Origin of the sequence: Pseudomonas capeferrum, from assembly GCF_000731675.1 — a bacterium.
GTDB classification, from domain to species: Bacteria; Pseudomonadota; Gammaproteobacteria; order Pseudomonadales; family Pseudomonadaceae; genus Aquipseudomonas; species Aquipseudomonas capeferrum.
The window spans coordinates 1735264-1760062 of sequence record NZ_JMIT01000001.1 but is presented as its reverse complement, the minus strand read 5'-3'; the positions used below and the strand labels follow the sequence as shown (position 1 = coordinate 1760062).

Genomic DNA, 24799 nt, shown 5'->3' with positions numbered 1-24799 from the left:
GCAGTGTGCGCCGGCCAGGCCGTGCCGGTCTGTTCGGTAGCGTACAGACCCGCCTCATTGCGGTGCGTGAGCCCCGGCAATATGCCGCCCGGCCACGTAGCCGAAGGTCAGCGCCGGGCCCAGATTGATACCGCCGGAGGGGTACCAGCCGCCAAACACGCTGGCCATGTCGGTACCCGCCGCATACAGGCCGCCGATCGGTTGGCCCTGGTCATCCAGCACGCGTGCGTGGCCGTCGGTGCGCAGGCCGGCGAAGGTGCCAAAGCAACCTGGCTGCACCTTCACCGCATAGAACGGCCCTTGTTCGATCGGTGCGACGCAGGGGTTAGGCCCGCTGTAAGCCGGGTCACCTTGTTTGCGGTTGAACGGCGTGGAGCCGCGGCCAAATGCCGGGTCCTGGCCCAGGCGCGCATAGCGGTTGTACTCAGCGACGGTGGCACTCAACCCGGCTGGGTCGATGCCACAGGCGCTGGCCAATTGTTCGAGGCTGGCGCCGCGCTTGAGGTAGCCGCTGCGCAGGTGCGGCCATACCGGCAGCGGCGCGGGGCGAGCGTGGCCGAGGCCGTAGCGACGCAAGAAGCGGTGGTCGCAGACCAGCCACGAGCAGGCTTGCTCGCCCTGCGGCACCGCCTCGAGCATGGCCGATACATAGTCGTAGTAACCGTGCGCCTCGTTGACGAAGCGTTTGCCACTGGCCAGTACCCCGATAACTCCCGGCTTGCCGCGCTCGATGATGTGCGGGAAGTGGCCGACACTGCCGTCGCGGTGCGGCACCTTGGAGACCGGTGCCCAGGCCACCGCTGATTTCAGGTCGGTGGCGACGACGCCGCCAGCCGACTCGCCAAGGCGCAGGCCATCGCCCGAGCAGGACGGCGGGGGCAGGGCGAGGTTGTCATGGCCGGTGGCGTCACCGGCAAACAGCTGCTGGCGCCGCGCACTGTCGTGGGGGAAGCCACCGGCGGCGAGTACCACGGCTTTCGCCCGCACCGTCATATCGCCCTGCGGTGTGCCTATCACAGCCCCGCGCACCTGGCCGTCCTCGATCAGCAGGCGCTTGGCCGGGGCAGACTCCAGCAGGCGCACGCCAAGGTCTTCGGCCGACTTGGCCAGGCGCGCCACCAGCGCCACGCCGTTGACCAGGTGCATGGCCCGGCCATATCGGGCGAGGTGGTACAGGTGGCGGCCAAAGCGCTTGCACACCTGCACAAAGGCCCGTGGCGAGCGGGTCATGTTGAGGAAGGCGGCCAGGTCGGCACCGGCCATGATCGGCATGCCCATGAACGAGGTTTCACGCAGGGTCTTGCGCAGGCGCGGCAACAGCGCCCCCACCTCACGGGCATCATAGGGGGCGGCGATGACCTGGTGGCCGCCGGTGGCGGCGCCGGGTGTGTCGCCGTGCATGTCGGGGATAGCGTTGCCGTCGACGAACTGCAGGGCGGTGTGTTGCTCGAAAAAGGCGACCATGTGCGGGCAGGCCTGGAGGAAGGCATCCACCCGTTCAGCGTCGTAATGCGCGCCCAGCTCGTTGCGCAGGTAGGTGCGCGGCTGCTCGATGTCTTCTTCGATACCGGCGCGGCGCGCCAGCGGGTTGCGTGGCACCCAGGCCCAGCCGCCGGACCAGGCGGTGGCGCCGCCGAACACAGGCGCCTTCTCTACCAGCAGCACGCGTTGCCCATGCCAGGCAGCCGTTACTGCCGCGGCCAGGCCGGCTGCGCCGGAGCCAATGACCAGTACGTCGTATTCGGCTTGCAAGGTGTCGGTGGGCATTGCAGGGTCTCCGGGGCTATTATTGGAATGTGATTCCATATTTTTCCCGTGTGACGACTTAAGTTGCAAGCCGCGCCGCGTGGTAATGGTCGATTACCGGACACTTCAGCGTAGCGCTGCTGCACGGTGGCCTTGGTTGTGGAATCATCTTCCAGAATTCGCCACATTTTCAGGGACCTTAGTCATGGCTGGTAGTCAGATCGAACGCGCCTTCAGTCTTGTAGAAAGCCTTACCGGCGAGCCTGAAGGCCTTGCCCTGCAGACCCTGGCCGAGCGCCTGGAGATTCCCAAGAGCGCCACCCACCGCATGCTGGCCGAGCTGATTCGCCTGGGCTACGTGCGGCAGAACCGCGACAACAGCCGCTACCAGTTGTCTGCCAAGCTGGTGGCGCTGGGCTTTCGCTACCTCTCCAGCAGTGGTGCCGACATCATCCAGCCGATTCTCGACCGCCTGGCCCAGGACAGCGGCGAGCTGGTGCGCCTCGGTGTGATCGACGGTAGCCGCCAGACTTGGATCGCCAAGTCCCAGGGAGCGCGCTCGGGTTTGCGCTACGACCCCGACATGGGCCGCGATGCGCCCTTGTTCTACACCGCCTCCGGGCATGCCTGGCTGGCCAGCCTGAGCGATGCCGATGCCGTGCAGATGGTGTTGCGCCAGGGCATTGCCGACCCCGCGCAGTTCGGCCCGAATGCACCGCGCTCCACGGACGAGCTGCTGGGCTACCTGCAACGGGCACGCGAGCGGGGCTATGCCTGGGTCGAGCAAACCTCGGCAGTGGGCACGTCGGCGTTGGCCGCCGTGGTGCGGCGCCCCCGTACCGATGAAGTGATTGGCGTGCTGAGCATTGCAGGCCCCAGCGCACGGCTGGCGCCTACGCGTTTGCCTGAACTGGCGGCGCAGCTGTTGGCCGCAGCCGACGAGCTGTCCGCCGCCAGCCAGGCCAGCGAACTGTTTGCCTGACATGCGCAGGCCTGTGCATTTGTGGTCGATAACCGCACAGTCTGTGCGTGCGGTGCTTCTGTAAAGCGGAACGGGGTTCTAAATTGTTGATTGTGGATTCTGGAACGGCGTTCCGTAATCCGTGATCCGACAATAATGACAACAATGACAAGAGGACAGTCCGTTGAACGCACCGCTTCGTATCGCCCTGATTGGCGCCGGCATCATGGGCCGCCAGCACTACCAGCACCTGCGTCAGGTCCCGCAAGCCCAGTTGTGCGCGGTGGCAGACCCTGGCCCGCAGGCCGAGGCCTTCGCGGCCGAATGCGCGGTGCCTTGTTTTGCCGACCACCGCCGCATGCTGGAGGTAGTCCAGCCCGAGGCGGTGATCGTCGCCAACCCCAATAACCTGCATGTGGCCACCGCGCTCGATTGCATCGAGGCCGGTGTGCCGGTGCTGTTGGAAAAACCGGTGGGCGTGCACCTGGATGAAGTCCGTGCGCTGGTGGAGGCGTCTCGGCGCTGTGGCGTGCCCGTGCTGGTCGGCCACCACCGACGGCATAACCCTCTGATCGCCAGTGCCCGTGGGATGATCGCCGACGGCGCCCTGGGCAGGCTGATCAACGTCACCGCGCTGTGGCAGTTGCAGAAGCCCGACAGCTACTTCGACACCCCCTGGCGCCGTGAGCCAGGCGCTGGTTTCTTGTTGACCAACCTGATCCACGACCTGGATCTGCTGCGTTATCTGTGCGGCGAGGTGGTGCAGGTACAGGCGTTCACCCGCAACGATGTACGCGGTTATGCCAATGAAGACAGCGCAGCGGTACTGCTGCAGTTCGCCAACGGCGCGCTGGGCAGCCTGACGGGCTCCGACGCGGTGGCTGCACCCTGGAGCTGGGAGCTGACGTCTGGCGAGAGCCCGATCTACCCGCGCCAGGATGGCCAGCCCTGCTTCCTGCTGGCGGGCACCCAGGGGGCGCTGAGTATTCCGCAGCTCAAGCGCTGGCAGTACGCCGAAGCCGGCTCGGGTTGGCATACACCGTTGCTGCAAAGCGAGGCTGGCACCCCGGCGGGCGAGGCATTGACCTTGCAACTGCAGCACTTCGTGCGCGTTGCCCGCGGTGAAGAAGCACCGCTGACCGACGCCGCAGACGGCGCCCGTACCTTGGCCCTGGTCGAGGCGATCCGCCAGGCCGCCGAAAGCGGCCGAGCGTGTGCCCCCGCGATCATCGCCTGACGCGCGAGCAAAGCGCGACCTTCGATCACACCTTTTTTGCTTTCAGGTAACGAACATGACTGACCGTATTTTTTCCCTTGCCGCGCTGACGGTGCTCGAGCTTTCGCCGCCCGCCATGGTGGAAGCTGCCGCCCGAGCCGGCTACAGCCACGTGGGCCTGCGCCTGGTCGCGGCCACCCCGGAGGAACAGCACTTCCCGCTGGTTGCCGATGCCGAGTTGCGTCGCCAGACCCAGGCGCGCCTGCGCGACACCGGTATCAAGGTGCTCGACCTGGAAATCCTGCGCCTCAAGCCTGAAACCTGTGTGGCTGATTTCGAGGCCATTCTGGCGGTGGGTGCCGAGTTGGGGGGTACCGAACTGCTGGTTGCCGGCAACGACCCGGACGAGGCCCGCCTTACTGAGCGCTTTGCCGAGCTGTGCGACCTGGCGGCGGGTTACGGTATCCATCCGCACCTGGAGTTCATGCCCTGGACCGACGTTCGCGACTTGCGCCAGGCCATGCGTGTGGTAGCCAACGCTGGCCGGGAAAATGGCTGTGTGCTGGTGGACGCGTTCCATTTCAACCGCTCTGCCTCCTCGCTCGACGACCTGGCGCGCCTGGCACCACAGCGCATGCGTTACGCCCAGTTGTGCGACGTGGCCGGCCCGGTGCCGGAGGATATGGGCGAGATATTGCGCCAGGCGCGTAATGAACGGCGCTTCCCCGGTGATGGCGATGCTGACCTGGTCGGGTTGTTGCGCGGCTTGCCGGCAAGCGTGCCGCTGAGCCTGGAGATTCCGACGCGGCAGTTGCTGGAGCAAGGTGTCAGCGGCGAGCAGCGGGCGCGGCTGGCGCTGGAGAAGGCCAAGGCGGTGCTGGCGCGGGTGTGAGATAGGGTTGGGGCGGCTTAGTGCCTGGCTTGGGTTTTGAGGTGGTGCATAGATCGAGCGCCGCCCGCGCGGCGCTCGATCTATGCACCAACACACATCCAATGCCAGGCACTAAGCCCCCTCAACCCCACGCGGCGCCATGAAATACATCCACACCAGCGCCAGGAAGTACATCACCGGGATCATGGTAAACAGCACCGCATAATTGTTGTGGGTAACCGTCAGCACGCTGCCGACGATCTGCGTCATGAACATCCCACCGATGGCCGCACACATGCTGCCAAAGCCGAACACCGTGCTCACCAGGTGCTTGGGTGTGTAGTCCATGACCAGGCTCCAGATATTCGCGGTCCAGGCCTGGTGCGCGCCGACCGCCACGGCAATGGCGAGCACTGCGACCCACAGGCCACTGGCGTGGGCAGCAAAGACCACACTGACAATGGTGCAGGCAAAGATCAGCATCGAGATCAGCCGTGCGCGGATCGCACGTACGCCGCGGCCGATCAGCCACGACGAAAGTATCCCGCCGCCAATGCTGCCGAAATCCGCAGTCAGCCAGATCAGGATCAACGGGATACCCATCTGCGTCACGCTGATGCCCAGCGCGTACTGCTGGTTCAGAAACGGTGGCAGCCAGTAGAGGTAGAACCAGAACACCGGCGCCGTGATCGAGTAAGCCACGGCGAAGGCCCAGGTGCCGCGCTGGCGCAAGATGCGGCGAAATGGCATCGGCTTCGCTTCGGGCTCGTCATCCTGCTGGATATAGTCCAGCTCGCTCTGGCGCACGTGCGGGTGCGCTTCCGGGTTGAAGTACTTCAACCCCCACAACACCACCCACACCAGGCCAAGGCTGCCCATGGCAATGAACGCGGCCTGCCAGCCCCAGGCGGCCAGGATCAGCGGCAGCAGCGCCGGGGTGACCATGGCACCGACGTTGGTGCCGGCGTTGAACAGGCCGGTGGCGATGGCGCGTTCGCCGGCAGGGAACCACAACCGCGTGGTCTTCACGCAGGCCGGGTAGTTGGCCGCCTCGGTCAGGCCGAGGATGAAGCGGCAGACCATGAAGCCGGCCGCCGAGGTGGCCAGGCCGTGGGCGCCGGTGGCCAGGCTCCACAGCAGCACCGCAACGAAGAAGGCGTGCTTGACCCCAACCCTGTCGATCAACCGGCCCTGCAGCAGAAAGCCGATCGCGTAGCCGACCTGGAACCAGAAATTGATGTTGGCGTAGTCCATCGCCGTCCAGCCCATGTCCTTGGCCAGGACCGGTTGCATGATGCCGAGGGCGGCGCGGTCGATGTAATTCAGGGTGGTGGCGAAGAACACCAGGGCCAGCATGCCCCAGCGGGTCTTGCCGACGGCGAAGGCGCCACGCACCTTGTCACCGATGGAGCCATGGGCGAGGCGGGGGGTGGCAGTGTTGAACTTGGAAGGGGTCATGTGAGGTCGTTTCTTGAAATTGTTTTGAACGGCAGTGCGTCTGGAACGCGGTTTTGCCCATGGCAAGGATGGGCACGCAAGGTCATTTAATGGTGAGCAGTGAATGATTGAGCGTCAATTCAAAGATGGGGCTACTGTTCGCTGATCGAACAAAAGTGCTGCTGCGCTAAGTTGCGGGGCCGCACAGCGCTTTGCCCGCCAGGTAGCCGAAGGTCATGCCGGGGCCAAGGGTGATGCCGCCGCTTGGGTAGTGCCCGCCCATGATGCTGTGCATATCGTTGCCGACTGCATAAAGGCCGGGTATCGGGCGCTGTTCGCTGTCCAGGACCTGGGCAGAAGCCTCCGTGCACAGGCCGGCGAACGTCCCCAGGCTGCCCGGCAGCAGCTTCACCGCATGAAAGGGGCCGTGCAGCAGGGGCCGCAGTGACGGGTTGGGCGCTTGCAGCGGGTCGCCCTGCGCGCAGTTGTAGCGCGAGGCGCCGCGCTGGTAGTCCGGGTCTGTGCCCTGCGTTGCGTGGTAGTTGAAACGGGCCACGCTGCGCTGCAGTTGCTGGGCGTCGATCCCGCAGCGTGCGGCCAACTGCGCCAGGTTAGGGCCGCTGAACAGGTAGCCACGCCGTTCATAGAAGCCGGTAGGGAAGGGGAACGGCTTGGCCCAGCCGATGCCATGGCGGCGCTGCGCGGCGTGATCGCAGATCAGCCAGGCCTCAGGTGCCTCGCCTGGCGGCGTGGCCGCGAACAGCGCATTCATGAAGGCATGGTAGCTGTCGGCCTCGTTGACGAACCGCCGGCCGTCCCGGCGCACGGCAATGAAACCGGGCTTCGCACGGTCGATCAGGTGCGGAAAATGGCCGAGGCTACCGTCGCTTCGTGGCACCTGTGACACCGGCGCCCAGGCCCCGGCGTGGGCCGCCGTGGTGGCGACCTGTGCGCCAACCTGCTCGCCCAGGCGCAGGCCGTCGCCGCTGTTTTGTAAGGGTGCAGCGGAGTAGTGGCGATCGCCTTCGGGCGCATGGGGTATCAGTTGCGCGATGCGCTGGCGGTCATGCGGGAATCCGCCGCAGGCCAGCACCACACCGCGTCGTGTGTGGATCACCTGACCATCGCTGAACTGAACGCCAGTGATGCGCCCATCCCTGAGCAACCCGGTGGCCTGTCGCGCATGCAACAGCGTCACGCCCAGGTCGAGGGCGCTGCGCAGCAGGCGCGCCACCAGCGCATTGCCGTTGACCAGGTGCAGGCCGCGACGATGCAGCAGCAAGTCGCGCCCATGGCGCAGCAGGCGCTTGCCGACGTGCCAGGCGGCCTTGGGCGAACGGCTGGCATTGAAGAACGCGGCCATGTCCGCCCCACCGGCGATGCCCATGCCGGCCAGGCTGACGATGTCCAAAGGGGGGCGAAGGCGGTGCACCCAGTGCCCGAGCAGGCGCCCGTCGAATGGCTGCGCGCACAGGGAGCGCCCACCCGGTGCGCTGCCGTCGCCCTCGTGCATGTCGGGCATCTTCGTGCCGGACTGGAACTGCACAGCGGTGTGCTGCTGGAAGAACGCCACCATTTCCGGCCCATGGCGCAAGAACGCCTGCTGGCGCAAGTCCAGCTCGGCGACGTGGGTTTGCGCGCGCAGGTAGCGTTCGGGTGCGTCGTCGGTTTCGACGATGCCTTCGGCGATGGCCAGCGGGTTGCGGGGTATCCACAACCACCCCCCCGACCAGGCGCTGGTGCCGCCGAACTGGCTGGCCTTTTCGGCGACGATCACCTTCAGGCCATGATGCGCGGCGGTTACTGCGGCAGCCAGGCCAGAGGCACCGGAGCCGAGGACAAGTACGTCACATTCCAGGGATTGCATGGGTGCGCTCCGGTCAGGTGGGGGGCAAGGCATTCACTGCAGGGGCGAAAAGCCGGTCGGGCGCATTAGCCGCGATTGCAATCGCAGCACGGCGCCCAGTTCGCGATTGCGCTTGGAGAACTCCGCCCAGCGCGGGTCCGCAGCCATCGCTGCGCGGCGCTGCATGCGCTCGTCGAGGCTGGCATAGCCCCACAGGTGCACCACCTGGTTGACCTCGCCGAATTCGCTGGTGAAAAAGCCGACCAGGTTGCCCAGGTGTTCGCTCTGCACCGCCAGCGCATGGCTCTGGTACAGGGCCAGCCAGTCGGCCAATTTCAGCGGGTCGAGGGTGTAGGTTCTCAGTTCAAAATACATGCGACAGTCTCCGGATGAGGGGCCGACGCCTGCAGGCGTTCGGCAATAGGGCTGGCGACGAGCCAGCCGACGGTGAGGGCAGGGCCTCAGATCTCCAGCGGGGTGACGCCCATGAAGGCGCCGAGCAGTCCGAGTTGGGCAAAGGCCATCTGTGGCCCGGTCTGGATCGCACAACCGAGCTGGCGTGCCCTGTGCAGCAAGGGGGTGATCTCTGGCGAAGTGACCACGTCGGCAACCAGGGTGCAGGGCTGCAGGGTGTCCAGCAGGGCGCCAGGCAGAGGCAGCTCGTCGCTGCCGCCCATGCCGATGGGCGAAGCGTTGACCAGCAGGTCGAACGCCTCCAGCGAGTGGTATTGGGTAGCGACTTCGAGGTTGGGGAAGGTGTTGCCAAGCAGTTCGCAAAGCGCGCCCGCCCGTGCCGAGCAGGGGTCGCTCAGGGTGACCTGGCCCACGCCAGCCTCACCCAGGGCATAAGCGATGGCGCTGCCGACCCCACCACAGCCGATCACCAGTGCGCGTTTGCCCGCTGGCTGAAAGCCCTGCTTGCGCGCGGCGCTGAGGAAGCCTGCGCCGTCGACGTTGTCGCCCAGCAGGCACCCGTCGCTGCCGCGCCGCACCACATTGACCGAGCCCAGTGCGCCAGCGCGCTCGCTCAGGCCGTCCAGGCGCGTGGCCAGCGCCTGTTTGTAGGGCACGGTGACCACGCAACCGCGCAGGTTGCGCCAGCCCCGCAGGCTGTCGACGAAGGCGTCCAGCGCCGTTTCCTGCAAGTCGATGGGGAGCATCGCCAGGTCGCAGCCATGGCTGGCGAACCAGGTGTTGAAGTTTTCAGGCGATTTCACCTGGGCGATGGGTGAACCGACGATGGCGACCAGTTCTGTCGAACCCCGAATCATGCTGACCTCCGTGCTTGCTGTTGTTGTGCAGGCAAGGGTGGCGTGCGAGGGGGTGGGGGACAATGCGCTTGTCGGGCAAGTAGTGCGATAATCGCAGTTGCCTGGCGATTATCGAACCAGAGTGCTGAACAATGTACAGCCCGGATCACGACAGACCGCACGAGGTGAAGGCATGGACAAACCGCAGATCCACCCCCGCGACCTGATCGCCGGCTTGCAGAAAGGCCTGGCGTTGATGCAGCTGTTCAGCGTCGATCAGCCGCGCCTGACCGTGCCACAGGCGGCCAGGCAGTCAGGCCTTACCCCCAGCGCTGCGCGGCGCTTCCTGCTGACCTTGGTACACGAAGGCTTTGCCGACACCGACAGCCGCCATTACTGGCTCACGCCCAAGGCGCTGCGCATTGGCCAGGCCTACGTGGATTCGGCGCAACTGCCGCGCATGCTGCGGCCTATCGTCGAGCAGGTTGCCCGGCAGACCCAGGAACATGTCTCGGTCGGCACCCGAGACGGCGATGAAATCATCCACCTGGTGCGCAGCCGCTACAGCCACATCGCCTCGTTGTCGATCAGGCCCGGTTCGCGGGTGCCGATGTACTGCACGGCCGGGGGGCGAATCTGGCTGGCCGCGCTGAGCGAGGCAGCGCGCGACGCGTATTTCTCGCGCAACCCGTTACGCCAGCTCACGCCCTACACGCAGACAGACAGGGCGCTACTGGAGCAAGCGCTGCAACGTGTACGCCAGCAGGGCTTCTGCATCGTCGACCAGGAGTATGAAGTCGGCATGCGTGTGTTGGGCGTGCCGCTGCTGGACCGCAGCGGTGAATTGAAGGCGACCCTGACGATCACCACCCACGCCTCAAGGTTGAGCGTTGACGAGATACGGCTGCGCTATTTGCCGCCGCTGTATGAAGCGCAGGTGTTGTTGAGGCCAGTGGTTGGTTGATCTGCAGTCTGACTAGGTGCTTGGCTTGGTTTATTCAGGGGGGCGGATAAACCAAGCCAAGCACCTGGCGGCCCCGACAAACTTAAGCTTTGCCCCCCAGTAAACCCCGTGCAGGCCATTGGTGCAGAGGGCAATGGCTGCCGATCACTCTGACTGAACTCCCGGCCCCAGCGCTACGTCCCCCGAATGAAGGCACACAGTCCGGCACCTGCCGGTTGTTCATTTGCGAGGGATATGACCATGGAACGCGATCAAGGCTCGGCGGCACCGCCGAGCAGCCCCCAGGATCACCTGCACGCCATTACCGACGAGGCCGGCGCCCTACTGAGCGAGGCAAAGCACCAGGGCACCGAGCAGTACGAGCACTACCGCACCACAGCCGCCGAGCAACTTGACTCCTTGCAACAAGGTGCACGCTCGGCTGCATCCGCGTTGCAGGGCAACGACAGCCTGGGGCTTTCCCATTACCTGGGCGAAGCTGCCGAGTGGATGGGCAATTTTGCCGAGCAAATCCGCCATGAAAGTGCTGAGGACCTGCTGCACCGAGGGTCTCGCCTGGCGCGGGACAACCCGGCGCTGTTCCTGGCTGGCAGTGTGGCGGCAGGGTTTGCCTTGTCCCGCTTTCTGCGCGCCAGCGCCAGCCACGCCACTACGGCGCCGTCGCCGGTGCCAGGGCAAGGCAGCAGCGAGCCCAGGCACGCCGCTGCGCCGATGCCGGACCGCGCCAGCGACGTGTCCACGCACAAACCCTACACCCCGGTCGACCCTGTCGGCATGGGCGGCGGCACGCCGGTAAGCGGTGGCCCATTGGAGCGTGACCCGCTCAAAGGAGGTGAATGATGAACAAAGACCCTCTACAACCTGCGCCGGGGCTACATACCCCGGCAGAGGACACGGTCGGGGTGGGCGGTTTGCTGCGTCAGTTGATGCGCGAAATCCCAGAACTGTTCACCCAGGAGCTGGCCCTGGCCAAGGCCGAACTGCAGCGCAATCTCAACGCCTTGAAGGCCGGTACGGCAGCGGTGGCGGTAGGGGCCATCGTGCTATTGGCGGGCTTCATCATCCTGCTGCTGGCAGCGGTGTATGCCTTGTCGATGGTGCTCGTGCCCTGGCTTGCAGCGCTTATCGTCGGGGCGGTAACGGTGATCATCGGGTTCATCATGCTGCAGGCCGGCAAGAAGCAGTTCGAGCCAGCTCAACTGACCCCGGATCGCACGCTGCATGCCCTGCAGCAGGACAAGGATGCGCTGAAGAGGAAACTGCCATGAGCACTTCTTTCGAACAAGAAACGCAGAAAGACCCTGACCTGCTCGAGCAACAGATCAATGCCAAGCGCGAGCATATCAGTGACCTGGTCGATGCCCTGGAGCAGCGCCTGAGCCCCGGCCAACTGATGGACCAGGTATTGGCTTACAGCAAGGGCAGCGGCGGGGAGTTCTTCCATAACCTGGGCACCACCTTGAAAAACAACCCGGTGCCGACCACCCTCACGGTGCTTGGCCTGGCGTGGCTGGGCTTCAATCAGAATCGCCCGTTCAACCCTGGCCCTGCGCACACCGGCCCAGGCCTGGGCGAAAAACTGGGTGATGCGGTCGACAGTGTGAAGGGGGCTTTTGCCCATGCCACAGAGGCGCTGCACGATGCCGGCCACGCGGTGAGCAGCAAGGCCCATGACCTGCGTGACCGGGCTGGCGAGCTGGGGCAGGGCGCGCGCGACACGGTGCACGGGTCGGCTGACAGCCTGCGCGGCAGCGCCCAGCAGATCGGTGACCAGGCCACAGCCCTGAAGGGCCAGTTCGATCAGTTGCTCAAGGAGCAGCCTTTGGTGCTGGCGGCGCTAGGCATCGCGTTGGGTGCAGCCTTGGGCGCGGCATTGCCCGGCACCCGTAAAGAGGATGAGCTGATGGGCGCCAGCAGTGACCGCTTGACCGACACGCTGAAGGCCAAGGGTGAGCAAGCCAAGGAGGCGGTAAAAGAGTCGGTAAGGGAAGCCACCGCGAAAGAGGCGCCCACGGGCACGCATCGAACGGCGGACACTGACTTGTCTTCGGGGTTGGGCTTCCCGTCCTGAAAACCTCAGGGGGCGTCGCTGCCAGCGGGCGACGCCCTCTGAGGGGCTATTGGCCGCGGCGTTTTCGGCCGGCTTCGTAGCGCGCCAGCAGGGGCTGGACGCTTAGCCCATGCACCACGATGCTCAGCGCCACCACCGACAACGTGAGGTTGGTACTCGACGCGGCAACACTGGGCAGCATCGGGTGATTGAGCGCGTAGAACAGGTAGTAGAGGCTACCGATGCCGCGTATGCCGAACCAGCCAAGCAGGCCGCGCTGGCGCAGGTCCAGCAGGCCGCGCCCGGGGATCAGCAGCGTGCTCAGTGGCCGAATGATCACGAACAGCGCCGCGCCGACGACCAGCGCTCGCCAGTCCCAGTGCTCGATCAACACGACCCCGAGCAAGGTCACCAGAAAGACCTCCATCGCCCGCTCCACCAGCCCGCCAAAAGAGAGCATGTCGCCGAGCATGATGCCCGCTGCGACCTGGGTGTCTTCCAGTGCGGCGATATCCCCTTTCACCGCATGCTCCGGGGCGACATGCTGGTGACCGACGACGGGCTGTACAAGGTGCTCGGCGGGCGCTTGCGGGGTGGGGCTGGTGTGCACCTCGGCCTGTCGCAGGCCGAGCCCCGCCGCGAATACCGCAAGAAAGCCATAGCCATGGATCAGGTCGGCGACCACATAAGCCATGGCAATCAGCGCCAGTGCCAGGTAGTCGTTGGGCGAAAGCGTGCTGTCGGCATGCTGGGTGCGCAGGTACAGGCTCAAGTGCCCAAGGCCGCGGCCCATCCAGTAGCCACTGAGCAAGCCTGCGGGTACCGCCCACAGCACGTCCTGCAACAGCCAGTCGGTAAGCCACTGGCTGCCTTCGGCGCCCTGCACCAGCAGCAGGCCGAGGATCACGAACGGAAAGGCGATGCCATCGTTGAGCCCCGCTTCGCCCGACAGGCTGAAGCGCACCCGGTCGTAGTCCTGCGCGTCGTTGACCTGTACCAGCGTGGCCAGCACCGGGTCGGTCGGGGCCAGGATGGCGCCAATCAGCACCGATACTCCCCAACCCAGTTGCAGGCCGTAGTGCAGCACCAGGCTGACCCCCGCGATGCAGGCCAGCATCACGGGCCCGGCCAGGAAGAAGGCCACCCGCCAACTGCGGCTGCTCAGCGGCAGGCGCAGCTTGAGGCCGCTGACGAACAGGGAAAACAACACAGCGACCTCGGTCAGGTGCTCCATCCAGCCGCTGGCCTGGGGCAGGTCGAGTTGCAGCAGCCCGAGGCCACCCGGGCCAAGGCCTACGCCCAGCCCCAGGCACACCACCGAGGTAGTGACAGGGATCCAGCGCAGGTAAGAGGAGGTCAGCGCCAGCAGCAGCAAGACGGCGCCGAGCATGGCCACCCAGACAATGAAACTCATGTGCGCAGGTGCCTCCAGCGAGTCGGGTTGTGACGCGGGTACAGACAGTGAGTCTAGCCGTTGCTGTCGCGAAGCAGCGCCTTTGCGCTGTACAGGGCGGTTGACGTAGCGGCATTTTGATGGTCATCTGCGCGCCTGTTTCAGGTGCCCCCTGCCGCCGTGCATGGGGTGAAACGGGAAGCCGGTTCGTCATCGCGCGATGATCAGTCCGGCGCTGCCCCCGCAACGGTATGCGAGAGAAGTATTCAAGACACCACTGTGCCCCGGCATGGGAAGGTGAATGCTTCATGCCCCTCGCGAGCCCGGAGACCGGCCTGAAGCATCGTTTGGCAAACCCGCGGTGGGCGGGCGCAGGCCGGTTTCCGTAGGCGTGTGCGCCTGCGATGCCCCTTTGCGTTGTTCCCCCGGGATTCTTTCATTCCTGCTTCAAGTGGAACGACATGTCCCGTTATTCGCTGTTCAGTTCTCTGCCAGGCTCGCTGCTGCATGCAAGCCTGCTGCCCTGTGTTTTTATTAGCGTTGCCGCCCACGCCGCCGAGGCGGACAACGCCCTGGCGCTGCCGGCCACGGACATTACCGGCACGGCCGAGCGCAACCCGCAGCCCGACCTGCATACCCCAGGCACCAGTGGCTCGCGGCTTGGCCTGACGCCGCTGGAAACACCCGCCAGCGTGACCAGCATCAGTGCCGAGCAAATCCTCAAGCGCAACAACGCAACAGTTCAGGACGCGGTGACCCGTTCGCCCGGCATCACCTTCATCGGTACCCCCGGCAACGGCGGCACGGCGTTGTCGGCCCGCGGTTTTACCGGGCACAGTTCGACCATGCAGTTGTACGACGGCACCCGGCTGTACGTAGGCGCCGGCACGGTGACCTTCCCGGTGGACACCTGGTCGGTAGAACGCATCGATGTGCTGCGCGGCCCGGCATCGGTGCTGTACGGGGAGGGCGCCACCGGCGCGGTGATCAACGTGGTGCCGAAGAAGCCGTTCGAGGGTGAAATCCGCAACCACCTGCGCCTGGGCTACGGCTCGGATGACCGCCGGCAGATGGCCCTGGACAGCGGCGGTTCGCTGACCGATACCTTGAGCTATCGCCTGAACCTGAACAAACAGGCCAGCAACGGCTGGGTCGACCGCGGCGACTCGCAGAGCCTCGCCATCAGCGGCTCGCTGCGCTGGCAGCCCAGTGACGAGCTGAGCTTCACCCTCAGCCACGACTACGGTGACCAGAACCCGCAGCAGTACATGGGTACGCCGTTGGTGGGTGGGCACTACCGCGAGTCGCTGCGCGACCACAACTACAACGTCGACAACGCCGAGCTGCATTACAACGACCAGTCCACGCGCCTGGTGACCGACTGGGTGATCAACGACAACCTGACCGCCAGCAACCAGTTGTACTTCCTCAAGGCCCAGCGTCGCTGGCGCAACGCCGAGACCTACACCTGGTTGCCAGGTGACCAGGTGCGCCGTAGCAGCTTCATCAGCATCAAGCAGACCCAGGAACAGCTCGGTGACCGCCAGTCGTTCACCTTGCAACACTCGCTGTTCGGCCTGGACAGCCAGACCGTGGTGGGCGCCGACTACAACACGATCCGCTTCGTGCGCAAACACGACTTCGGCAACACCCTGACCGATACGGTGCCGTTGTCGGGTTCGGGGGGCGGCGAATACATCAGCAACGACCCCTTCCGCTCGCGCGAAGCCAACCAGGCCAAGCAGTTTTCGCTGTTTGCCGAGAACCGCACGCAGTTGACCGAGCGCCTGTCGCTGATCACCGGTGTGCGCCGCGACCAGGTGCACTTGCACAGCGACGACCTGGATACCGATACCCGCACCGACCGCAGCTTGTCCGGCAACAACTGGCGCGCTGGGTTGGTGTTCGCGGTTACCGAGGACTTGTCGGTCTACGGCCAGTACGCCACCAGTACCGAAGGCGTAAGCGACCTGCTGACCCTCGACGCCGCTCAGCAGCAGTGGGACCTGAGCACCGCCAAGCAAACCGAAGTGGGCATCAAGCAGATGCTGCCCGAGGGGCGAGGGGAGTGGACCTTGGCGGCGTACCACATCGTCAAGAAAAAGCTGCTAAGCACCGACCCGCTCAACCCGACGCTGCAACAGCAGGTCGGCCAGCAGTCGTCGGACGGTATCGAAGCCACCCTCGAACTGCGCCTGCCCTACGACGTGCAGCTGTCCGCCAACGCCGCCTGGGTGCGGGCGGAGTATGACGAATTTACCAATGGTACCGACGACTACTCCGGCAACCAGCCCACCGAGGTGCCTCGCCGTTCCGCCAACCTGTGGTTGAGCAAGGATTTCGGCCAACGCTTCAGTGCCGGTGCCGGGGCGCGTTATGTCGACAGCCGTTACGCCGACAACGCCAATACCGTTCAGGTGCCCAGCTACACCGTGGTCGACGCCACTGTCGACTGGCACGTGCAACCGGACCTGACCCTGGGCCTGCAGTTGAACAACCTGTTCGATCGCCAGTACGCCATCACCACCGGCAACAACGGCCGGCAGTGGTACCTGGGTGAGCCGCGCTCATTCTTCGTCACGGCTGATTACAGCTTCTGAGCCTGCCGCACCGGCCATTGGCCGGTGCCTCCTGGAGGTGATGCCCATGACGCAACTGCACATCGAGGCCCTCGCCTGGGCCCCGCAGGAACGGGGGCGGGCACCGCGCCCGCTGTTGCAAGGCGTGGACCTGCACGTGGGGCCGGGCGAGTTCGTCGGCCTGATCGGCCCCAATGGCAGCGGCAAGACCAGCCTGCTGCGCTGCGCCTACCGCGCCAACCCACCTGACCAAGGCCGGGTGAGCCTTGGCGCGGATGACATCTGGCTGCGCAGCGCGCGATGGTGCGCACAACGCATCGCGGTGGTGCTGCAGGAGTTTCCCGATGAGTTCGGCTTGAGCGTTGCCGAGGTGGTTGCCATGGGCCGCGCGCCGCACAAGGGCCTGTTCGATGGCGACAGTGCCGAGGATGCCCGGCACGTGGTGCAGGCACTTGCGCAAGTGGGCCTTGCCGAGCAGCGCGAGCGGGCGTTTGCCAGCCTGTCAGGAGGCGAGAAACAGCGCGTGCTGCTGGCCCGGGCCTTGGTGCAGGCACCGCAGTTGCTGATGCTCGATGAGCCGACCAACCATCTGGACCCACGCTACCAGCTGGAGCTGCTCCAGCACCTGCGCAGCCTGGGCCTGAGCATTCTGGCCAGCTTTCATGACCTTAACTTGGCGGCCGCGTTCTGTGATCGGCTGTACGTCATCGACGGCGGGCGCCTTGTTGCCAGCGGTACGCCGCAAGCGGTGCTGACCCCCGGCCTGCTCAGGCAGGTCTTCGGTGTCGAGGCGCTGGTCGACCGCCACCCCCTGCACACTTACCCACGTATTACCTGGATCACACGACCATGACCCTTCGCTACCTGATCGGCTTGCTGTCGATCCTGACCGCGCTGCCTGCCACGGCCAGCGACTACCCCTTGAGCGTGCGCAGCTGTGACCGCGACGTGACGTTCACCCAGGCACCGCAGCGGGTGGTGGTGCACGATGTGAACATGAGCGCAATGCTGCTGCACCTCGGGCTGCGCGAGCGCATCGTCGGCTACACCGGTTTCAGCGCCCGCAAGCACCGCGACCCGTGGCTGGACACGGCGCTGCAGGGCGTGCCGCAGCTGGCCAGCCGCTACCCGGCCATCGAAACCTTGCTGGCGGCTGAAGCCGATCTGTTTTTTGCCGGCTGGAACTACGGCATGCAGGTTGGCGGCCCGGTGACCCCCAGCACCCTTGCGCCATTTGCCATCCCGGTGTACGAGCTGAGCGAGTCGTGCTCGTGGGTCATGGCCCAGCAGCGGGCCAGCCTGGACGATGTCTACCGCGACCTGGGCAACCTGGGGCGGATATTCTCGGTCGAGCCCCAGGCCGACCGCGTGATCGCCAGCATGCGCGCGCGTATCGGTGAAGTGCAGCATCGGGTCGGGCAGGCGCGGTACATGCCACGGGTGTTCCTTTACGACAGTGGCGAAGATCGCCCCACCACCTCGGGAAGGCTTGGCGTGCCCCAGGCCCTGATCGAAGCCGCCGGCGGGCGCAACGTGATGGACGATGTGGCCGCCAGCTGGACCGAGGTGAACTGGGAAAGCGTGGTGGAGCGCGACCCGGAGGTCATTCTGATCGTCGACTACGGCCCCAGCAGTTGGCAGCAGAAGCGCGACTTCCTGGTGCGCCAACCTGCGTTGAAAGACGTGCGGGCGATTCGTGATCAGCGCTTCATTGTGCTGACCTACCTAGAGGTGACGCCTTCCGTGGAGAACGCAGTGGCCATCGAAAAGCTTGCCGATGCATTGCATCCCCCGTTGCTCCAAGGTGCTGCCCGATGAGGGTTGGGCACAGCACTGCGGCGTACCGGTGGCTGATCGTGCTGCTGAGCGTCGTGTTGCTGCTGTCGTGCCTGATCGCGCTTGCCTTTGGCCCCGCGTCGGTGCCGCTGGCCAAGGTTGCCGGTATTGTCGGCCAGCAACTGGGCATCGACATGCCGGGTGAGTGGAGCCAGAGCCAGGCCCATATCGTCTGGCTGATCCGCGCGCCCCGGGTGTTGCTGGGGGCTTTGGTGGGTGCCGGCCTGGCGCTGGTCGGCAGCGCGCTGCAAGCCGTGACCCGCAACCCCCTGGCAGACCCGCACCTGTTGGGTGTCAGCTCGGGGGCGGCGCTGGGGGCAGTGCTGGTGATGCTCTACCTGGGCGAATTCATCGGGGTCTTCAGCTTGCCACTGGCGGCGTTCATGGGCGCGGCGGCGAGCATGTTGCTGGTGATCGGCGTGGCCCGGCGCAATGGCCGCATGGAAACCGACCGCCTGCTGTTGGCGGGCGTCGCCGTGTCGTTCGTGCTGATGGCGGTGGTCAACCTGCTGTTGTACACGGGCGATCAGCATGCCGCCGCTTCGGTGGTGTTCTGGATGCTGGGTGGCCTGGGCGCGGCGCGCTGGCATGTCATCTGGCTGCCGGCGCTGTGCGTGGTGCTGGGGCTGGTCACGCTGCAAATGTTGGGGCGCGGCCTGAATGCGCTGATGAGTGGTGAGCAGACGGCGCTGAGCCTGGGTTTCAACGGCCGACGCCTGCGCCTGCAGGTGTTCACCTGCACCTCGCTGCTGACCGGCGTACTGGTATCGCTGTCGGGCGCCATCGGCTTCGTCGGCCTGATGGTGCCGCACATGGCGCGGGCGCTGGTGGGTGCGGAAAACCGCCGGCTGATGCCGGTCAGTGCACTGCTTGGGGCGATTTTTCTGGTTTGGGTGGATGTGGCTGCACGCACCTTGATCGCCCCGCAAGACTTGCCCATCGGCATTGCCACCGCAGCGCTTGGCGGGTTGTTTTTCATTGCCCTGCTCAAGCGCTGAACGGCTGTGGCAAACGCTACGGTTTCAGAAAATCGGTGACCGCGTTGGCGAACGCCTGTGGCTGGTCGAGCATGACGAAGTGGAAGCTGTCGTCGATGCGCTTGAAGCGGATGTGCGGGGTGGTGGCGTAGGCGTTGCGGAAGGTGGCCTCGACGTTGGCAGCGGGTATGCCGTAGCGAGGGTCGTAGGCATAGACGACTTCTACCGGCACCTTGATACGACCGAGCTCAGGGCGCAGGTCGGTGGTCATCAGTTCATAGGTGGCATCGGCCGTGGTCTGCCGGTCCGAGCCTAATGCCGCCGCGAGCAGTGCAGGCCTGGCCGCTTCGCTTTTTGCCAGGCGGGCTATGGAGGCGCGCTGCATGGCCTCGGTTTGCGCCGGCGGTGACGCCAGCAGCGCATCACGGAACGCCGCCGCATGCGGTGCGGCAGTTTCGCGAGTGGCGGCGGGGTCCATCAGCAGGGTGTAGAAGGGCAGGGCATCGACGATCATCAGGCGTGCGACCTGGTCGGGATGACGCGCACCGAGCATCAGCGCCACCTCGCCACCCAGCGAGTGGCCAATGATCACCGGGGCCTTGAGGTGCTGGGTGCGGATGTAGTCAGCGATGGCCTCGGCCGTTGGGGCGGCCACGTTGCCTTGCGGGTTGGAGACGGCCGGTGCTCCAGCAAAGCCTGCGACCTGCACCAGGTGCAGGCGGTAGCTATGCTTTAGCCTGGCGGCCAGGTCTTGCCACACTTCGCGGGAAGACGCCAAGCCCGGGATCAGGATGACATCCGGGCCGGCGCCCTCAACGGTTACCGAGATGCGGTCTTTGCTCAACGTTGCCGACGCCTGCGATGCGGGCTGGGTGGCTGATGCCGGGGCTGAGATCAAGGTGAAAGCGGTACCGATTGCCGCGAGGAGGGTGCGTGTGCGCATGACATTTTCCTTTTGTCCTTCGTTCGCCGTCCAATACCGCCAAACGGGTTGAAGTGTCGAGGATAACATCCAGCCCTGCGTCTTCGGCGTCGGCTGGCAGAATGACGTGAGGGGTCTGTTCGGTAGCGTACAGACCCCTACCGCCATTGCGCACATCCTTGAACAGTCAGCATCTCAGTGCAGCAACTGTGGGGTTTACTCAGGGAGTGCGGACATGGCAGATAAATATGTTGGGAAGATCGTCGGGGTGGGGACTGATAACGTGGTCTACGTGATCAACATTTATCAGGACGAGACGATTGAACGCTCGCCAAACGGCATGATTCGGCATGAAGGGCTGAAGCATTTCGAGATGCAATTTGGTGGGGCGGTGCGCAGGATTTCTGAATCCGAGTACGAAATTGCAAGCACGGGCGTCAGGGTTACTGTGCAGGAGGGGGACAGCTAGGGTGGTTAACCTCGCAGGCTGGCTGCGCCTGGCCGTAGTCGTTCTTCCTGTCGTCTGTGGGAGCGGGCTAGCCCCGCGAACACGGGCGTAGCCCGTGCCAGTCAACCCCATTTTCTGGCTCGGCCTCTTCGCGGGGCAAGCCCGCTCCCACAAAATGGACTGCCGATGGTGAGCCGTGTCAGGGTATAGGGTGAGGGCACCTAGCTGCCCTCACCCTATACCCCGACAAGCACATAGCAGCCCCACTTCCCCAACATTCCGTGAAGACCATAAAAAAGCCGAGGTCATTTTGGCCTCAGTCGCCCGTGCGGAAAGGGCCCTAGGTAAGTAATCTTAATTGGTATTTCTGAAACACCACACTAGCCTGTGTTGAGCAACAGCTTACGAGCCATAGCTATCAGGCAACGGGCCTTACACCGCATTGACACCCTCCAAAGTCGCAAAGGAAATGTCTTTTGCTGTAAGCAGGAAGTCCCTCATGTAAGGCATTTCCAGCATATCGCTGCGAACCGCCGCGAATAGCGTGGCCTGTAGCCCTTTCTCGCCCAGGCGCTTGGCAATGACATAGCCGCGCGAGGTGTATTCATGCACCGCCCAGTTCGGCAGGCAGCAAACCCCGCGGCCGCTGGCCACCAGCTGCATCATCATCACGGTCATCTCGGCGGTGCGTACCTGGGCGGGCTCGAGGTCGGCGGGGTCGAAGAAGCGGGTGAAGATGTCCAGGCGGTTGCGCTCGATCGGGTATGTGATCAGGGTCTGGCTGGCGATGTCGGCGGGTTCCAGGTAGGGCTTTTCGCGCAGGGGATGGTGCTTGTCAATGGCCAGCATTGCCTCGTAGCCGAACAGTGGTACGTAGGTGATACCTGGCAAGGTCACCGGGTCGGAGGTCACCACCAGGTCGAGGTCCCCCCGTTCCAGGGCCGGCAGTGGCGCGAACGACAACCCTGAGGCCAGGTCCAGTTCAACCTCTGGCCATGCCTCGCGGAAATCGTCCACCGAGGGCATCAGCCATTGGTAGCAACTGTGGCACTCGATGGCGATGTGCAGCCGGTCGGCCGTACCGCCAGCCAGTTTGCTCAGCTTGCGCTCCGTGGTGCGAATCAGCGGCAGCACCTGGTCGGCCAGTTGCAACAGCTTGAGGCCGGCCGTGGTGAAGCGCACCGGCTTGGACTTGCGCACGAACACGGGCATGCCGAGGCGACTTTCCAGCTCCCGGAACTGGTGCGACAGCGCCGATTGCGTCAGGTGCAGGAACTCGGCGGCCTCGGGTAGGCTGTCCGTTTCGCGCAGGGCATGAAGGGTGCGTAGGTGTCTCAAGTCGATCATGAGAAGAGGGCAACGCTCAAACCGCGCAATGCGCGGCGAGGTTGCAATATTGTCCTTTGAAATACAGCAAGGGTTGCGTAGCTGCGGCGTCCTGCACGTTCAGCGCTTTCACTTCGCCAATCACGATCACGTGGTCACCGGCTGCGTGTTCGGCGTGAATCTCGCAATCCAGCCAGTGCAGGCTGCCGGCAATGACCGGATTACCCAGCGGCGACGCCTGCCACTTGACCCCATGCCATTTGTCCGCGCCTTTGCGGGCGAACTGGTTGGAAATCCCCACCTGTTCACCCGAAAGGATATTGACCGCGAAGCGGCCCGCCTGGCGAATGCCGGGGTAGCTGGCCGAACTGGCCATCACGCTGAATGACACCAGCGGCGGGCTCATCGACACGCTATAGAACGACTGGCAGGTGAAGCCAATCGGCGCGCCATCAATGAGCGAGGTGATCACCGTGATACCGGACGCGTAGTGCCCGAGCGCTTCGCGAAAGCTCGATGGCGCGATGACAGTACTGGGAAGTGACATGGTAGGTCCTGACGTGAGGGGGCCTTTAATGGGCCAGGAGTTCTCTGCGCACGATGTCTGCGCCTGCACTCAGCGCATTCAACTTGCCCCTGGCGACCTGGCGAGGTAAGGGGGCCATACCACAGTTGGTGCACGGGTAGAGTTTGTCGGCATCTACAAATTGCAGTGCTTTGCGCAGGGTAGCAGCGACTTCCTCGGGGGTTTCAATGGTGTGGTTTGCCACGTCAATGGCGCCTACCATCACTTTCTTACCGCGAATGAGCGCCATCAGGTCCAGCGGGACGTGCGAGTTGTGGCATTCCAGCGAGATGATATCGATGCTGGATTTTTGCAGTTTGGGGAACGCTTCTTCATATTGGCGCCACTCACTGCCCAGGGTCTTTTTCCAGTCGGTGTTGGCTTTGATGCCATAGCCATAACAAATATGCACGGCCGTTTCACACGTGAGGCCTTCAATGGCCCTTTCCAGCGTGGCCACACCCCAGTCATTGACTTCGTCGAAGAAGACATTGAAGGCGGGTTCATCGAACTGGATGATGTCCACACCGGCAGCCTCTAGCTCAAGGGCTTCCTGGTTGAGAATCTTGGCGAATTCCCACGCCAGTTTTTCGCGGCTTTTGTAATGGTTGTCGTACAGCGTATCAATCATGGTCATGGGGCCTGGCAGCGCCCATTTGATGGGCTGCCGGGTTTGCTGACGCAAAAACTTGGCATCTTCTACAAACACTGGCTTTTGCCGAGCGACAGCACCCACCACCGTCGGTACGCTTGCGTCGTAGCGATCGCGGATGCGCACGGTTTCACGTTTCTCGAAATCAACGCCGCTGAGGTGCTCGATGAAGGTCGTCACAAAGTGTTGGCGCGTTTGCTCGCCATCACTGACGATATCAATGCCGGCGTGTTGCTGCTCTTGCAATGACAGGCGCAGTGCATCCTGTTTGCCTTCGGTCAACGCCTCGTCCTGCAACTTCCAGGGGGACCAAAGTGTCTCGGGTTGTGCGAGCCAAGAGGGTTTAGGCAAACTGCCGGCAGTCGACGTGGGTAACAGCTTTTTCATGAAAGAAGACCTTGTATTTGCGTAAGTCAGGAAGCGTAGTGGGCGGACCACTGCTCAAGCATGGCGTGGTAAGGTTTGATGAAGTGCTCTTCGACAAATCGTCCCTGTTCAATAGCCAGCCGGCTACGTTCTTCCCGATCATAAACAATGCGTGTCAGCGAATAATCTTCGTGCTTCAAGCTGGGCTGGTAGGACTTTCCTGCCACCGAGTTGGCATTGTAGATTTCGGGGCGGTAGATTTTCTGGAAGGTATCCATGGTGCTGATGGTGCTGATCAGCTCAAGGTTGCTGTAGTCACTGAGCAAATCGCCGGAAAAATAGAAAGCCAACGGCGCAGCGCTGTTCGCAGGCATGAAGTAACGCACTTTCAATCCCATCTTCCCGAAGTATTCATCGGTCAAGGAATATTCATCTTGCTGGTATTCAAAGCCCAGCACCGGGTGCTGGTTTTCAGTGCGATGGTAAGTTTTGCTGCTCGACACGCTCAGGCAGATGACCGGGGGCTTGTCAAAGTGCTGTTTGTAGGTGGCGGAGTTCACGAAGCGCTTGAACAGCTTGCCATGCAGCTCGCCAAAATGCTCAGGTGTGCTGAACGCTGGCTGGTTCTTGTTGTGCCCCAGTAGCAGTACGCTGAAGTCGTAATCGCGCACGTAGGACGAAAAATTATTCCCCACCATGCCGGCGATGCGCTCGCCGGTTTTTCGGTCGACGATGTGGGTTTTCAATATTTCAATCAAGGGCAGGGCGTGATCGCTGCGTTCAGCATCGATCGTCATCGCGACGGAAATTATCTCAAGCTCGACGCTGTAACGGTCGCCTTTTGGGTTGTCCCAATGCGCCAGGGCGTTGAAGCGGTTGTCGATCATCCCCAGGGTGTTGCGCAAGTTTTCCTGGCGGCTCGCGCCCCTCGCCAGATTGGCGAAGTTGGTCGTGAGGCGTGTGTTTTCGGCGGGGTGATAATGTTCGTCGAAACGAATGGTCTTGATGGAAAAGTTGAAATCTGTGTTCGTCATGGTCGGCTGTCCCACTCGAATATTTATAGGCTCTCTAGTTGAGACGTATTCTAGGTTGGGGCCTGATCGAGGGGTACTGAATTGATTTCACAGGGGCTTTAGCCATCTTCATGATGGCGGTGGCGATGAAGTGAACACTGTGCGTAAAGCCGCTCCCACAGGTACACCACGGGCCCTGAAACCCGTGGTGTCACCGATGGAATGCCGTCAAGGCCTCACGGCTTAGCGCGTGAAAATGACTCAGCAACCAGCTTGGCTACATATTCGTGCATCCAGGAATTGCCGCCAGCGAATTCAAGTTCATCGTCCAATACTAACTAGATTCATCGTGACATCCTTGTACGGTAAAAAATCTGACCA

The 24799-nt window shown here is 63.8% G+C and carries 23 protein-coding genes and 1 riboswitch; of the genes, 12 read left to right on the top strand and 11 right to left on the bottom strand.

What is annotated here, in order from left to right:
• Positions 1-54: 54 nt before the first annotated feature.
• Positions 55-1767 (bottom strand): FAD-dependent oxidoreductase, encoded by a 1713-nt coding sequence (locus tag PC358_RS07915; RefSeq protein ID WP_033698695.1) that lies wholly within the window; start codon positions 1765-1767, stop codon positions 55-57.
• Positions 1768-1951: 184 nt separating this feature from the next.
• On the opposite strand from PC358_RS07915, the gene PC358_RS07910 reads away from it, so the two are divergent.
• From PC358_RS07910 to PC358_RS07900, 3 genes are all read left to right on the top strand, one after another.
• Complete coding sequence (locus PC358_RS07910) at positions 1952-2728, top strand: IclR family transcriptional regulator (RefSeq protein WP_033698693.1); 777 nt, start codon at positions 1952-1954, stop codon at positions 2726-2728.
• Positions 2729-2891: 163 nt separating this feature from the next.
• Entirely contained in the window at positions 2892-3944 is a 1053-nt protein-coding gene (locus tag PC358_RS07905) for a Gfo/Idh/MocA family protein (protein ID WP_033698692.1), read from the top strand.
• A gap of 55 nt (positions 3945-3999) precedes the next feature.
• Positions 4000-4815: a sugar phosphate isomerase/epimerase family protein gene (locus PC358_RS07900; protein ID WP_033698690.1), complete on the top strand. Its 816-nt coding sequence runs from the start codon at positions 4000-4002 to the stop codon at positions 4813-4815.
• 111 nt (positions 4816-4926) lie between these two features.
• Here PC358_RS07900 and PC358_RS07895 read toward each other — a convergent pair whose 3' ends face one another.
• The 4 genes from PC358_RS07895 to PC358_RS07880 form a co-directional block, all read right to left on the bottom strand.
• Positions 4927-6252 (bottom strand): MFS transporter, encoded by a 1326-nt coding sequence (locus tag PC358_RS07895; protein ID WP_033698689.1) that lies wholly within the window; start codon positions 6250-6252, stop codon positions 4927-4929.
• 166 nt (positions 6253-6418) lie between these two features.
• Positions 6419-8098: an FAD-dependent oxidoreductase gene (locus PC358_RS07890; RefSeq protein WP_033698687.1), complete on the bottom strand. Its 1680-nt coding sequence runs from the start codon at positions 8096-8098 to the stop codon at positions 6419-6421.
• A gap of 33 nt (positions 8099-8131) precedes the next feature.
• On the bottom strand, positions 8132-8452 hold the full coding sequence (locus PC358_RS07885; protein ID WP_033698686.1) for an NIPSNAP family protein: 321 nt from the start codon (positions 8450-8452) through the stop codon (positions 8132-8134).
• A gap of 86 nt (positions 8453-8538) precedes the next feature.
• Entirely contained in the window at positions 8539-9348 is an 810-nt protein-coding gene (locus PC358_RS07880; RefSeq protein ID WP_033698685.1) for a shikimate dehydrogenase family protein, read from the bottom strand.
• A gap of 172 nt (positions 9349-9520) precedes the next feature.
• Between PC358_RS07880 and PC358_RS07875 the strand changes: the two genes are divergently transcribed.
• From PC358_RS07875 to PC358_RS07860, 4 genes are all read left to right on the top strand, one after another.
• Complete coding sequence (locus PC358_RS07875) at positions 9521-10291, top strand: IclR family transcriptional regulator domain-containing protein (RefSeq protein ID WP_033698684.1); 771 nt, start codon at positions 9521-9523, stop codon at positions 10289-10291.
• A gap of 240 nt (positions 10292-10531) precedes the next feature.
• Complete coding sequence (locus PC358_RS07870; RefSeq protein WP_033698683.1) at positions 10532-11131, top strand: hypothetical protein; 600 nt, start codon at positions 10532-10534, stop codon at positions 11129-11131.
• Positions 11131-11559: a phage holin family protein gene (locus PC358_RS07865; protein WP_033698681.1), complete on the top strand. Its 429-nt coding sequence runs from the start codon at positions 11131-11133 to the stop codon at positions 11557-11559. The genes PC358_RS07870 and PC358_RS07865 overlap by 1 nt, the downstream gene beginning before the upstream one ends.
• On the top strand, positions 11556-12362 hold the full coding sequence (locus tag PC358_RS07860; RefSeq protein WP_033698680.1) for a DUF3618 domain-containing protein: 807 nt from the start codon (positions 11556-11558) through the stop codon (positions 12360-12362). The genes PC358_RS07865 and PC358_RS07860 overlap by 4 nt, the downstream gene beginning before the upstream one ends.
• 46 nt (positions 12363-12408) lie before the next feature.
• On the opposite strand, the gene PC358_RS07855 is transcribed toward PC358_RS07860, so the two are convergent.
• Positions 12409-13755 (bottom strand): cation:proton antiporter, encoded by a 1347-nt coding sequence (locus PC358_RS07855; RefSeq protein ID WP_033698678.1) that lies wholly within the window; start codon positions 13753-13755, stop codon positions 12409-12411.
• A 125-nt stretch (positions 13756-13880) separates the two neighbouring features.
• Positions 13881-14087, top strand: a riboswitch (cobalamin riboswitch).
• Between the two features lie 108 nt (positions 14088-14195).
• Between PC358_RS07855 and PC358_RS07850 the strand changes: the two genes are divergently transcribed.
• Genes PC358_RS07850 through PC358_RS07835 form a run of 4 tightly spaced genes read left to right on the top strand, consistent with a single transcriptional unit; the run spans position 14196 to position 19147 of the window.
• Positions 14196-16334: a TonB-dependent receptor gene (locus tag PC358_RS07850; RefSeq protein ID WP_033698677.1), complete on the top strand. Its 2139-nt coding sequence runs from the start codon at positions 14196-14198 to the stop codon at positions 16332-16334.
• A gap of 46 nt (positions 16335-16380) precedes the next feature.
• Entirely contained in the window at positions 16381-17166 is a 786-nt protein-coding gene (locus PC358_RS07845; RefSeq protein ID WP_033698676.1) for an ABC transporter ATP-binding protein, read from the top strand.
• Entirely contained in the window at positions 17163-18131 is a 969-nt protein-coding gene (locus PC358_RS07840; protein WP_033698675.1) for an ABC transporter substrate-binding protein, read from the top strand. Before PC358_RS07845 ends, PC358_RS07840 begins: the two co-directional genes overlap by 4 nt.
• Positions 18128-19147, top strand: coding sequence for a FecCD family ABC transporter permease (locus tag PC358_RS07835; protein WP_033698673.1), 1020 nt, complete (start codon positions 18128-18130; stop codon positions 19145-19147). The genes PC358_RS07840 and PC358_RS07835 overlap by 4 nt, the downstream gene beginning before the upstream one ends.
• 16 nt (positions 19148-19163) lie before the next feature.
• On the opposite strand, the gene PC358_RS07830 is transcribed toward PC358_RS07835, so the two are convergent.
• A complete protein-coding gene (locus PC358_RS07830; RefSeq protein ID WP_033698672.1) occupies positions 19164-20069 on the bottom strand; it encodes an alpha/beta fold hydrolase in 906 nt (301 codons plus the stop codon).
• 214 nt (positions 20070-20283) lie between these two features.
• On the opposite strand from PC358_RS07830, the gene PC358_RS07825 reads away from it, so the two are divergent.
• Positions 20284-20517, top strand: coding sequence for a hypothetical protein (locus tag PC358_RS07825; protein ID WP_033698671.1), 234 nt, complete (start codon positions 20284-20286; stop codon positions 20515-20517).
• 411 nt (positions 20518-20928) lie between these two features.
• Here the strand turns inward: PC358_RS07825 and PC358_RS07820 are convergent, their stop codons facing one another.
• The 4 genes from PC358_RS07820 to PC358_RS07805 are packed head-to-tail and all read right to left on the bottom strand — an operon-like array spanning position 20929 to position 24439.
• Positions 20929-21843, bottom strand: a complete 915-nt coding sequence (locus PC358_RS07820) for a LysR family transcriptional regulator (RefSeq protein WP_033698670.1) — start codon at positions 21841-21843, stop codon at positions 20929-20931.
• A gap of 16 nt (positions 21844-21859) precedes the next feature.
• Positions 21860-22369, bottom strand: coding sequence for a flavin reductase family protein (locus PC358_RS07815; RefSeq protein WP_033698668.1), 510 nt, complete (start codon positions 22367-22369; stop codon positions 21860-21862).
• Positions 22370-22394: 25 nt separating this feature from the next.
• Positions 22395-23426 carry a methionine synthase gene (locus tag PC358_RS07810; protein ID WP_033698666.1) on the bottom strand — a complete coding sequence of 344 codons (1032 nt, stop codon included), beginning with the start codon at positions 23424-23426 and terminating at the stop codon, positions 22395-22397.
• A gap of 26 nt (positions 23427-23452) precedes the next feature.
• Positions 23453-24439, bottom strand: a complete 987-nt coding sequence (locus PC358_RS07805) for a DUF1852 domain-containing protein (protein ID WP_033698665.1) — start codon at positions 24437-24439, stop codon at positions 23453-23455.
• Positions 24440-24799 lie beyond the last annotated feature (360 nt).